Below are 12,822 nucleotides of genomic sequence, written 5' to 3' on the forward strand. Positions count from 1 at the left end.
CATTTCCTATCAAAAAATTAGCAGGTAGAATAAATAAGTTGCTAATTATTCTGCCTGCTAAAACCATTTTAAATTACTGAAGATCTTCTTCTGAGTAATAACCTGTTTCTACTAGCACTTCTTCGTAGTTATCAATATCTACTGAAATTGGTTCTAAAAGATAAGCAGGTACAACTTTAGAATTATTATCATAAGTTTCTGTATCATTTACTTCAGGCTCTTCATCGTTTAAGATTGCGTGCCCCATATTTACTGCTTGTTCCGCTAAAGCTCTCGTATCCTTAAAAATTGTCATTGTCTGCTCTCCAGAAATAATAGCTCTGACAGATGCTTCTTCTGCATCCTGCCCAGTGATTATCGGCATTGGCTGACTATCGCTGCCGTAACCAATGGAAGACAGGGAAGAAATAACTCCTCGGCTGATTCCATCGAATGGAGAATAAACTACATCCAGGTTTTCATCTGAGTAATTTGCGCTTAAAATGTTGTCCATTCTTTCCTGAGCTAAGGATGCATCCCATCTCATTGTAGAAGCCTGCTCAAAATCTGTCTGACCACTTTGAACTACTAATTGTCCTTCTTCAATGTAAGGTTCTAATACTGACATAGCACCATCCCAGAAGAAATAAGCATTATTATCATCTGGTGATCCTCCGAATAATTCGATATTAAAAGGACCTTCACCTTCATCCAGACTTAGAGCACTTTCAATATATTCCCCTTGCTGAACTCCCACTTCGTAGTTATCAAATGTGGCATAATAACTCACGTGCTCACTGTTCATTATTAATCTATCATATGCAATAACTGGAATGTCAGTAGCTTCTGCCATTTCTAGTACTGAGGTTAAAGCTTCTCCATCTATAGAAGCAATTACAAGTAGATCCACTTCCTGTGTAATCATATTTTCAATTTGAGAAACTTGATTTTGGACGTCATCTTCTCCATATTGCATTTCTACTTCATACCCTAATTCCTCAAATTGTTCAGCCATATTTTCCCCATCTCTCACCCAACGTTCTGATGATTGTGTCGGCATAGCCAAACCAACAGTTAAACCGTTTGCTTCTGTTCCACTATTATTTGCCGTTCCTTCTGCTTCGTTCTCAGAATTACCACCGCAGGCAGCCAACAATCCCAGTCCAGCAAAAGCTAACACACTTAATTTCTTCTTCACGATAAATCCCCCTTATAATTTAGTAAGCGCTTACTTGTTAATAAAAAAATTATACGAACAAGTTACACAAATAATGTTCATCAATGGATTGCTTGTTCGTATAAGAAGTTTAACTTATTATATATTTGCCAAACATGTAAAAGCAAGTTATTTTTTTGAAAAATAACAAATTTTCAGACTTTATTTATACGGACCATTGTCCCAATACAACTTTCCCAAAATTTATTTACGTACATTATAAATTTTCTTCAAAAATAATGTTCCAAATACACATACAGTGAGTCCTATTTTAAATTTCTGCTTTATAATTCATTTGCAATTTCGATATCACTAAATTGAAAATATGTGCTTTCAAATTTAAAGTTTAATTTATTATTAATTTTGAAGTTCTACTGTTTAAATTATGTATTGTCTCTTCTTTTTCAAACAAAATATATACTATCCTACACATTCTCTCCTATTAACGTTAAGATAGAGATAGACCTTCAAAAGGAGTCGAGTTAATATGACGGGTACGATGATGGAAGGGTTTAATTTATTCAATTCCGGTTTTCTCGTGATAGTTCTACTTTTCTTCGCTCTCATATTTATTTTAAATATCATCACCAGCATATGGGCGTACCGCGATTCTCTGCGAAAAGGAAACAGTAAAGAATTTGCTATTGTGATACTACTCGGAACACTTTTCTTTCCAGTCATCGGATTGATTATTTATTTAATTATTCGAAACGATTAAGCACAGGGCACCACCTTACGAAAGGAGAGGAGCTACACATGCCAGTATTACCACCACCATGTTTTTTAGGAAAAAAAGTTTTCACAGATGAGGCGCAGAAAGAGCATTATATCGTAAAATATGAGGATAAAACCGGTAAAAGATCGGTTGATGTTCTGCTGTTTGACCATGAGAACCCAATTATCTTTGCCACCCTTGACTATGAGGGGAATTTTTTGGAGTCCTTTTACCTTTCAAGTAAAACCACAAAAGCTTCAGGAGAAGCGACTGAAGCGTATAAGCTGCTCAATGCACGAAAAAAAGAGCACCGCATTACACAGGATGATTTAAAGGATGCACTGAAATCACGGAAAAATGCGAAGAAAAAAAATAAAAAAATCTTAAAGCTGCTTCGGGATGAGCATCTGGAGGATATTAAAAACCGCTGGCCCTCCCGCATGATTACGTTACAGCGTGAGCAGGAGGGGGAAGAAGATTCGCTTATTATGGAGACTTTGGAAGAAGCGGTAGAAACAGCGAATCCTAAAAAAGCTTATATCTTCCTTAAAAACCACCGGGTAGATTCTCTTATTCCAAAGCTTGGTTCAAGCATGGACGAACACCCTGAGCTTTTGGAGAAGATGGCCAAGGATTATTTTGATGTACAGGACGGCTTGATTTTTCAATCATTCCTTTTAAATGCAGCACCTGTAGTGCCGCTGGAAAACTACAAGCTGATTGAAGAACTCCTTTATCATGCGGAACAGATAGATCAGGTGTATCATACAGATACATTAAAGCTTCTTCTTAAGAAAATGTCACGCAGAGTAAAAGAGGAAAGTGAATTTTCCATGAGAGAATGGCTTTCCAAAGTTACAGTAGATAGAAAGCTTAAAAGAGCAGTAGTAGATTCATTAAAAAAATAACCTTTTAAAAAAAGAGCTGCTTTTGTGCAGCTCTTTTTTCAGCGTGTTTATAAAGTAAGAAATTACTCATATTTATTATATGCTATGTATAAGGTTCTCCTTCGCTTGCCGGCGGAAGCTTGCCTGCCCGTCTTCAGTTATTTTGCAACAACAAAATAATAAGAGCATGGGTCCACGCAGCCACATCTATCTCGGAAAAAGCATGGGGGATGGATGTAAAACCCTGGCTGGCTTCCCTCATGCTTTAAATCCCGCAATCACCGCCGGACGCTGTGGAGAAAAGTTATTTTCGAAGAAAAAGTGTAACTTCTTCAGCTGTTTCCTACAAAAACCATTGTTTCTCTCATATATGCTGCAGTCGTGGAAGGTCGACTCCGGGACGAATCAGGACGAGCAGAAGATCCATTTCTTCCGGCAGGAGGGAGGAAGAAATTAGCTGAGGCCGGCCCGCCCGGAAAGCGTACCTTCGAAGGCAAAGCATAAAAGCGCATGCTTATACAGAAAAAATTTTGTTTCAATAGCCTGGTAAAAGAGCTGCTATTAATGCAGCTCTTTTTTAATGGAATCCATAAGAGCATATTACTGCGAGGCAGCAATATGCTCTTTCTAAATACTTATTTTAATAAGTTAAACGGAACTTCTTCTGGCAAAATCAACAAATTTAAAGCGATCCGGCCGGTGCCTGGATTCTGTGTACTGAAATAAACTTGCATCATCAAAGTACACATAATTCTTCACTACGACTATATTCGAAAACCCTTCTAGATCCAGATATTTTCTGTCCTCATCAGTTGGCTCCCCTACGGTAATTTCTTTTTTAGCAAAGCTGATCATCATATGCAGTTCATTCTCAATATAATCATATATAGAGTTCCGGCAGATCTCTTCTGTTAATTTTTCCACATACATCTGCTTAAAAAAGTCTTTATCAAGGATAATTCGTTCGTTTTCTATCTCCCGCACCCTGTGAACTTCCCATATTCCCTCCTGGGGCAAGGCATGAAGCTGCGTTTGCAGAAAATCGTCTGGTTCTATTAAAGCCAGCTTCTCTACATACGTTTTATGGGACTCCCCGAGGTTGTCTGCCAATTCTTTAAAACTGACCAGACCCGATACTGGAAAATCAAATTTCTGCGTGTCCAGTACGATGGAACCCTTCCCCTGCACTTTTTGAATATATCCATTCTGCGCTAACTGGTTCAGTGCTTTGCGGATGGTTTCCCGGGAGGTCGAATAAGTCTGGACGAGTTCGTGTTCAGAAGGCAGCTTCTCTCCTGCTTTGAAAGTGCCTGCTTGTATTTTATCTGCGATCTCTCTGTAAATTAACAAATATTTATTCTGCATTTTCTCACCGTCTTCGGATTATTTCTTTTCAGTCAGTCGATAAACGAAGGATTCATAAGGTCTTAGTTCCATTTTAGTGTCCCACGCTGTATCCTGATAATTTGAGATAAGTTTTTCTGCATCCATGTGCTGGAGTTCTTCTGGAATTTTAAAATCAACCTCTCCCGAATAAAAGTGATTTACTACGAGGAGTTTATCATTCTTCCATGACCGCAGATAAACAAATAAATTCGAATCTTCTGCGAGGAGTAATTCATAGTCTCCAAAAGTAATGATGTCAAATTCTTTTCGCAGCTGGATAAGCTTTTTATAATGGTAATAGATGGAATCATAATCTTCTACAGCTGCTTTAGCATTGATAGTATTGTAATTTGCAGCTACTGGAATCCAGGGGGTCCCAGTGGTAAAACCGGCATTTTCCTCACTTGTCCACTGGACAGGTGTTCTCGAATTATCACGGGATTTTGCCTGAATTAGAGGAAGAATTTCTTCATCAGCCCAGCCTGCTTCTTTTTTTGTATTGTAGAAATTTAATGTTTCCACGTCACGATAGGAATCGATGGAGGTGAATTTTGGATCTGTCATTCCAAATTCTTCTCCCTGGTAAATATACGGGGTACCCTGCATCATATGAATGGTGGTAGCAAGCATCTTTGCTGATTTATTATGATATTCTTGATCGTTTCCGTAGCGGGTTACTACTCTCGGCTGGTCATGGTTACACCAGAACAGTGCATTCCATCCTCCACCTTCATGCATTTTCACCTGCCAGGTTGATAAAATATCCTTTAGCGCCAGAAAATCAAAATCAGCAATCGCCCACTTTTCCCCCTGTGGATAGTCCACCTTTAAATGATGGAAATTAAAGGTCATACTTAGTTCATTTCGTTCAGGCTTTGTATACTTTATACAGTGTTCGATAGTAGTAGAGCTCATTTCCCCTACTGTCATTGCATCGTACTCCGAAAAAACTTCCCTGTTCATTTCATGCATAAATTCGTGTACACGGGGCCCATCCGTATAAAATTTCCTGCCGTCTCCCGGAGCTTTTGATCCGTCATCATTTGGAATATCCTGATCTTTGGAAATCAGATTAATTACGTCCAGCCGAAAACCATCTACACCCTTTTTAAACCAGAAGTGCATCATTTCGTAAACATCATTCCGTACCTGTTCATTCTCCCAGTCAAGATCTGCCTGCGTCACATCGAATAAATGCAGATAGTACTGACCGGTTTTTTCATCATATTCCCAGGCATTTCCTCCAAATTTCGACTGCCAGTTTGTTGGTTCTTTCCCATCCACAGGATCTTTCCAAATGTAATAATTACGGTAAGGGTTATCTTTTGAAGACTGTGATTCCTGAAACCAGGCATGTTCTGTAGAAGTATGATTCACCACTATATCCATAATGACTTTGATATCCCGTCCATGCGCTTCTTCTAAAAGTGCATCAAAGTCCTTCATTGTTCCATATTCTTCATGAATGTTATAATAGTCACTGATATCATAACCGTTATCTTTCTGCGGAGAAGTATAAGGCGGCGTCAGCCAGATCACGTCTACTCCCAAGTCTTTTAAATAATCAAGCTTTTCAATAATTCCCTGCAGATCTCCTACTCCAGTTCCCATTGTGTCATTAAAGCTTTTAGGGTATATCTGATAAACTACCGCTTTTCTCCACCATTCCTGCATCGCACTCATGAATCTGCCTCCTTTTAATTCCATATTGGTATTTTATTAATTATAACTTGTATATACAAGATAGTAAACCGAAGCAATGACAGTATAGAAAAAACCCTGGCATCAGCAGGCCAAGGTTTTTTTAGTATACAGCCGGGAAACTTCGCGACTCTATTCATAGGTCGTTTGCGAAGAACAGAATTGTATGCACAAAACTGTTTTTTGTGTTTCTTTTCCTCTTGGAAAGCAATTTTAAACTTCGCTGAAGTTAGCTGTTTTCCCGGAAGCGCATTTAATTTGTATCTGGTGCATCCTGTCCTTTTCGTACAGCTTCTGCCAGAAAATCCACGATGTGAAGAGCTTCTATTTCGCTGTGCATACCTTCCCGTTCAATACCTGCTTTCATCTGAAGCAGACACCCAGGATTGGAAGTTACCAGCTTGGAAGCTTTCGTTAATTTTACATCCGTCATCTTTTTATCCAGAATCTGCATTGCCATTTTTGGCTGGACGAGATTATAAATTCCCGCCGAGCCGCAGCAGTGCTCTTTTTCAGGCATTGCCACATATTTTACTCCATTTACCTTTCGGAGAAGCTCTTCTACATAGCCTTTTTCCTTCATAACATTTTCCAGATGACAGGAAGGCTGGTATGTCACAAGTGTATCTTCACTTTTCATATCTGGTAAATCAAGACTCGCTAAGAGTGTACAAATATCCACTGTTTTCTCTGAAAAAGCTTTGGCTCTCTCCACCCAGCCGGCTTCTTCTCTTAAAAGGAAAGGATAGTTCTTTAAGCCTGCTCCGCAGCCCCCGGCATTTGAAACTATGGCGTCTACTTCTAATTCTTCAAAAGCCGCAATATTCTTCTTAGCCAGCAGTTTCGCCTGCTCAGTTTCGCCGCCATGTGCATGAAGAGCCCCACAGCATTCCTGCTTCTCCGGCGTGATAATATCACAGCCTGCCTGTTTTAATAAATACCGGGTGGAGTCGTTGGTTTCAGAAAACATTGTACTCATCAAACATCCTCTGAAGAAAGCTACCCTTTTTACCGATTTTTTAGGGGAAGGCTCAAATTCTTTCTCTCTTTTTATTGCCGTTGGTGCTGCAGCTTTTGGAAGTACTCTTTCCATTAAAGCGGCTTCTCCTGGGAGCAGCTGAAGCATTTTTGTTTTTCTCATCACCTGCTGTGCTGGTGTTTTTTCATACCAATAACGAAGGGTATGCATTTTTTGCATACGTTTATGAGACATAAACATCCAGTCAAACACGGCTTTCCTTACTATTTTTACCCCGGGCGAATGTTTTTTATGTTTCTGCACCACGCTTCTTGCCTGTTCCAGCAGGTGTCCATAATTTACACCGGACGGACAGGCAGGTTCACAGGCACGGCAGCCTAAACATTCATTCAGCTGAGCTTCTACTTCTTCGTCGGGCGCTTTCCTGCCGTCGGCAACTGCTTTCATTAAAGCGATCCGGCCGCGTGGCGAACTCGCTTCGTTGCCTCCTGTCTGCAGATACGTAGGGCAGGCCGGCAGACAAAAACCGCATCTGGTACAGTTCATTATTTCTTCATAATCAATTGTTTCCTGAAAAGACTGCTGGAGTTTTCCTGTTTTCATTGGTTTGCTCCTCCAATCGTCACCCGTTTACGAGTTTCTTTTGCAAATATCTTTCCGGGATTTAATATGTTATGCGGATCAAGTGCCTGCTTTACAGCAAGCATTGCTTCTACTCCCGCATCTCCCAGCTTCCATGCTAGATATGGGGATTTCATTTCCCCCACCCCATGTTCTCCCGTAATCGTCCCTCCGAGAGAAACAGCTTTAGAAAATATTTCTGCAAAAGCTTCTTCGACTCTGTGCATCTCTTCCTTATCCCTGACATCGGTCATACAGGTAGGATGAAGGTTTCCATCCCCTGCATGACCGAAAGTACAAATCTCTACACTGTACTTTTCTGCAGTCTGCTCTATAAAACGTACCATTTCAGCCAGTTTTGACCTGGGAACGGTAGCATCCTCCAGCATGGTCGTCGGACGTCTTCTCGCAAGTGCTGTAAGTGCAGACCTTCTTGCTTCTGTAAGCGCTTCCGCTTCTGCCTTGCTTTCTGCTTTTCTTATCGAAACAGCACCTTCCTCTTCACATATCTGCTTCATTAAATTCATATGTTCTGAAACTACCTGTTCATTCCCATCCTGCTCTATTAAGAGAACTGCTCCCGCTTCAGTAGGCAGGCCAATTTTTGCATACTCTTCCACCGCTGCGATCGTTGGCTGGTCTAAAAATTCCAGCGTTGCAGGTATAATCTTTGCGGCAATAATAGCCGAGACGGCTTTTGCAGCAGACTCCATATCATGAAAAAGTGTAAGCATCGTCTGTTTCGTCTCCGGTGGTGGAAGGAGTTTCATAACAGCTTCTGTAACAATTCCCAGTGTTCCTTCCGCTCCTGTAATAAGCTTAGTGAAATCATATCCGGCAACGTCTTTCGCAAGCTTCCCACCCGTACGTATAACTTCACCATTCGCAAGTACTACTTCTAATCCAAGCACATAATCTTTCGTAACACCATACTTCAGACCACGCAGCCCTCCGGAATTTTCATTTATATTTCCTCCGATGGTGGATATTTTCATGGAACTCGGATCCGGCGGGTAGAAAAAACCCTCCTCCTCTGCCCGCTTCATCACCTGAAATGTTGTAACACCCGGCTGCACAGTCAGCGTCATATTCTCCTTATCCACTTCTATGATTTTATCTAATTTTGAAAATAACATTACGATTCCACCCTGGGTTGGTGTAGTTCCAGCACATAAATTCGTTCCGGATCCCCGAGGAATAATCGGAATGTTAAACTCCGAACATACTTTCACGATTTCCTGGATTTCCACTGTGTCGGCAGGACGTATAACACCATCAGGTTCTGCCTGAAATCCCGGAGTGGCATCATAAGAGTAAACAATTTTCTGTTCTTCCGTATCAGAGAATCCAGCTTTTCCAACGATGTCTATCAGCTTTTGCTTCACTTCTGCTGTAAGCATATAAAAACGCCCTCCTTCTGCTATTTTTATTATAAAGCAGAGAAGGACGAATTTATATGTATGAATCAACTAATAATTAGAGATAATAAAATCATTTTTTGTATGATCATCTAAAATCTTTGACGATATCAGCAGCAAGCTTAAATGATTTACGTTTTTACAAGAATATCCGCTCAGCTGTTCCAGCTTTTTTAAACGGTAATGCAGCGTATTTACGTGGATATGCAGCGCTTTTGCAGTTTCTTTCACCGATAACTGATTTTCTGCAAATTCCCGGAACGTAGCTAACAGTTCAGGATCCCGAAAGGCTTTTACGTCCTTAAGTAATTTTCTTTTCGTTGTCTCTGACAAATCTTTAATAATTAACTCCAATGATAAATCCTGAAAATAAACCGGATGCTGAATAGAATATGTTAACGCGGCTTCTGCTTCTTCATACGCCCGGGGGAGATCATGAGTAATATTACTTACCCCTATTTTATCTACAGCTGCTCCATGCTGATGAAAATAATTACTCATTCTTTCCAGAAATCCTTCTAAAAATGATGCTTCAATTTCCGGGATTAGAAGTATAAATTGACGTGCGCCCCATTTTGATAAGAGAGCATCCTGCAGAAAATCAGGATAAGGCACATCCCGCTCCAGATTTTCTTTTGCCTCAATAATTACCAAAGAATACTTCTCCCCTAGCTGAAGACCAAGCAGTGCCGCACGATTCCTGGTATCCTCCGACCATTCTTTCGTATGAAATAATTCGTGCAGCATTCCTTCTAGTGCTCGCCATTTGGCACTTGTGGTTTCAGCTGCATACACCTGTTCTATAATCAGTTCTGTTAATCGCTGCAGCAGCAGAGCGTAGGCTCCTACCTTTGACTCGGTGCCAGTTATACCGATTACACCTATAGTTTTTTCCTGAAATTTCAGAGGAAGTACAATCCCCGCCCGCACTTTCTCATATAATTCTGCCTCTTCACTCGATATTACACGTTTTCTTCCATCAGTTATTACCATCGAGGAAGGCGGATGGTAATCCCCTATTCGTGAGGGAACAGTAGCTGCAATAATTTCCGCATCTTTATTGATTACTACTATGTCTTCTTCCATTACCTGGGATGCTTCCACCACAATTCTTTCTGCCAACGCTGCTGATAATATCATTCTGTTTCCTTCTTTCTTCGTCCTATATTAGAGTAATTCAATTATTTTCATTTTAATTGGAAACAGCAGGCACTGCTGCTATCAAACCTGTGTGTGTTTACAGTACACTATAACAAATTACAGCACAGTTGAAATGACTATTACTTATATCGACATAATTATAGGTAAATTCAAGGCTTACACCTGATTATTTTCAATAAATTTACTGCCAATATCGCTTCAATGCTTTTGTCCGGCTGTGTTTAAACTGTATTTTTCTTTTAATAAATCCTTTAATATGGAAATAAGACTTTTTCAAGAGGCGCTTTCAAACGGTAAAGTACGGATAATAAAGAGAATCTCGGCAGCAGACCGATGACTTTGCAGACAATCTTAAGCGAAGTAAACTAAGAAAGTATCAGGTATTCCTCGATATTCAGACTGCCCATATATTATTAGTCCTTATCACGACTTTGAAGATTTTTGTAAAAACTGTCTTAAAAATAAAATCTTCGTTAGAGAAACGTAATACCACTGCTTCACTTTTAAACATTAATAAAGACACTTATACAAATTTCCGCACCATAAAGTGTGAAAAATAATATTGCACTTGGCTCAAGTAAACCTCTTATATGAAAGGCTGTGAAAACATGAGAATAGTAATCGCTGCTGATTCTTTTAAAGAAACTTTATCTTCAAAAGAAGTCGGGGAAGCAATTTCAACCGGCCTGAAAAGATCCATTCCTTCATCCACCATCACTGTTCGCCCAATGGCTGACGGCGGCGAAGGTACTCTTGCCGCATTAATAGATGCTTCCCATGGGAAATACATATACAAAAATGTTACTGGCCCTTTGGGAAATAGCCTGGAAGCAGTGTACGGAATTTCTGGAAATGAAAAAGAAGCTTTTATTGAAATCGCTTCAGCTTCCGGAATTCATTTAACTAATAAGAAATCTAAAGATATAAATATTGCTACTACTTACGGCACAGGCGAACTAATTCTGGACGCACTTAATAAAGGGATAAGATCTTTTATAATAGGAATTGGCGGCAGCGGTACAAATGATGGCGGCGCAGGTATGCTGCAGGCATTGGGTGCTTCTTTTTTAGACAGTTCAGGAAAAGAACTTTCGTTTGGAGGAAGCTCACTTAAACAATTAGCGAGAATAGATCGAACCAATTTTGATAAGCGGATAGAGAATTCTTTTTTTCGCATTGCGTGTGACGTTGATAATCCTTTAACAGGTGAATTAGGTGCTTCGGCTGTTTATGGCCCGCAAAAAGGTGCAGTTCCAGCAGATGTAATAAATTTAGATCTCGCCCTTGCTCATTATGCCGGTATGGTAAAAAGCACATTCGGAATAGAAATAGACAACATTCCTGGTGCTGGAGCTGCTGGAGGTATGGGAGCCGCGTTCCTCGGGTTTTTCCCTGCCAGGCTGGAAAAAGGAGCAGTTATAGTGTCTGAGGTGACAAAATTAAAATCTTATCTTGAGCAGGCGGATCTTGTTATTACAGGAGAAGGTGGAATAAACAATCAGTCAATTTTCGGGAAGACGCCTGTTTATGTGGCTCAGCTCACAAAAGCCGTGTCTCCTTCTATCCCGGTAATTGCGGTATGCGGAAGCATCGGTGAAAATTATGAGGCTGTATTTGATGCAGGAATAGATGCGGTTTTTAGTACCATTTCAGAAATCACTTCATTTGAAGAGTTAAAAAAGAATTCAGGAAATAATGTGGTACAGACTGCAGAGAATATCGGCAGGTTAATTCAATTAAATATTCATGGTTGATTACACTTGATTTTGAGCTGAAATTCCCTAAAGCTTACGAACGAAAAACATTAAAAAGAAGCAGACCACATTATTAAGCGGCTGCTTCTTTACACGTTTTGAAATAGTTAATTAAGAGACATCAAGCATCGTTCTTACAGAAGTGTTCATTTCTTTATTTAACTGATCCAGCTCCTCACTTACTCTGGAAAAATTATCGACCAGCTCTGCATTGCTGTCCACTGATTGATCTACAGTGTTAAAGGAAGTAATTAACTGATCGATTGTTCCTTTAATCGCTTCCACATAATTCTTTATCTTTTCAGAAGCTTTCACTGTTTCACTGGCAAGCTTTCTTACTTCATCCGCCACAACACTGAATCCTCTTCCGTGCTCCCCTGCACGGGCAGCCTCGATGGAAGCGTTCAGCCCGAGAATATTTGTCTGGGACGAGACTTTATCGATAATCTGCAGAACTCCATCTATATTTTTAATGCTTTCATTTACTTCTTTCGTTTGATTTTCAAGGCTGTCATTAGACCTTTCCAGCATAGAGGCTGATTTTTCTATTTCTTCAATGTAATTTTTCACTTTAGAAAGCACAGCTTCCGTCTGGACCAGTTTTTCTTCAATCTGAATCAAACCTTCAATGTTGTAGCCTATCCCCAGTACTCCGATTACTTTCCCTTTTCCATTTTTAATCGGAAGTGTTTTTCCCAGAAAGTGAGTATTATAAACTTCAAAAGGAGGTCTTCCCACCTGAGGCTCTCCCTGCAGGGCACGCTGCACGACAGGATCGTTTGCAGGGACAGGCCCGCCGACGTCCCCTTCAACATCTATTGTTTTCCCAGGAAAATGTGCCAGCCAGGTATCCTGCGAAAAAATATCCATCATAAAGTCATCTTTTGAAATTTCCTGAAAAAATGGGGCAGCCACCTCTAATGCTTCAAATATTTCCTCATCTGTCATTGTATTTAATTTACTCTGCGCTAAACCCAGCATATGTAACACTCTCCCGTCGTTATA

General features: G+C 40.1%; 10 protein-coding genes. 3 read left to right on the plus strand and 7 right to left on the minus strand.

The features are described 5' to 3' along the window. Positions 1–73 precede the first annotated feature (73 nt). Positions 74–1,177, minus strand: coding sequence for a multiple monosaccharide ABC transporter substrate-binding protein (chvE, locus tag BLP92_RS06760; protein WP_090841895.1), 1,104 nt, complete (start codon positions 1,175–1,177; stop codon positions 74–76). Positions 1,178–1,682: 505 nt separating this feature from the next. On the opposite strand from chvE, the gene BLP92_RS06765 reads away from it, so the two are divergent. After that, positions 1,683–1,913 carry a PLDc N-terminal domain-containing protein gene (locus BLP92_RS06765; RefSeq protein ID WP_244516699.1) on the plus strand — a complete coding sequence of 77 codons (231 nt, stop codon included), beginning with the start codon at positions 1,683–1,685 and terminating at the stop codon, positions 1,911–1,913. 38 nt (positions 1,914–1,951) lie between these two features. After that, positions 1,952–2,818, plus strand: a complete 867-nt coding sequence (locus tag BLP92_RS06770; RefSeq protein WP_090841897.1) for a hypothetical protein — start codon at positions 1,952–1,954, stop codon at positions 2,816–2,818. Positions 2,819–3,445: 627 nt separating this feature from the next. On the opposite strand, the gene treR is transcribed toward BLP92_RS06770, so the two are convergent. The 5 genes from treR to BLP92_RS06795 all read right to left on the minus strand — a co-directional run bounded on the left by treR (position 3,446) and on the right by BLP92_RS06795 (position 10,042). Next, complete coding sequence (gene treR / locus BLP92_RS06775) at positions 3,446–4,162, minus strand: trehalose operon repressor (protein WP_090841899.1); 717 nt, start codon at positions 4,160–4,162, stop codon at positions 3,446–3,448. A gap of 18 nt (positions 4,163–4,180) precedes the next feature. Further along, entirely contained in the window at positions 4,181–5,857 is a 1,677-nt protein-coding gene (gene treC, locus BLP92_RS06780) for an alpha,alpha-phosphotrehalase (RefSeq protein ID WP_090842373.1), read from the minus strand. Positions 5,858–6,137: 280 nt separating this feature from the next. After that, positions 6,138–7,466 (minus strand): (Fe-S)-binding protein, encoded by a 1,329-nt coding sequence (locus tag BLP92_RS06785; RefSeq protein ID WP_090841900.1) that lies wholly within the window; start codon positions 7,464–7,466, stop codon positions 6,138–6,140. Beyond that, the gene (locus tag BLP92_RS06790) at positions 7,463–8,884 is read right to left on the minus strand and encodes an FAD-linked oxidase C-terminal domain-containing protein (RefSeq protein ID WP_090841902.1); all 1,422 of its coding nucleotides are present in this window, start codon (positions 8,882–8,884) and stop codon (positions 7,463–7,465) included. Before BLP92_RS06790 ends, BLP92_RS06785 begins: the two co-directional genes overlap by 4 nt. A gap of 69 nt (positions 8,885–8,953) precedes the next feature. Then, positions 8,954–10,042, minus strand: a complete 1,089-nt coding sequence (locus tag BLP92_RS06795; RefSeq protein ID WP_090841904.1) for a CdaR family transcriptional regulator — start codon at positions 10,040–10,042, stop codon at positions 8,954–8,956. 629 nt (positions 10,043–10,671) lie between these two features. Here BLP92_RS06795 and BLP92_RS06800 point away from each other — a divergent pair. Beyond that, on the plus strand, positions 10,672–11,817 hold the full coding sequence (locus BLP92_RS06800; protein WP_090841905.1) for a glycerate kinase: 1,146 nt from the start codon (positions 10,672–10,674) through the stop codon (positions 11,815–11,817). 111 nt (positions 11,818–11,928) lie between these two features. Here the strand turns inward: BLP92_RS06800 and BLP92_RS06805 are convergent, their stop codons facing one another. Next, positions 11,929–12,798: a methyl-accepting chemotaxis protein gene (locus BLP92_RS06805; RefSeq protein ID WP_090841907.1), complete on the minus strand. Its 870-nt coding sequence runs from the start codon at positions 12,796–12,798 to the stop codon at positions 11,929–11,931. Positions 12,799–12,822 lie beyond the last annotated feature (24 nt).

The sequence above is a fragment of the Alkalicoccus daliensis genome (assembly GCF_900103955.1).
Classification (GTDB): Bacteria; Bacillota; Bacilli; order Bacillales; family Salisediminibacteriaceae; genus Alkalicoccus; species Alkalicoccus daliensis.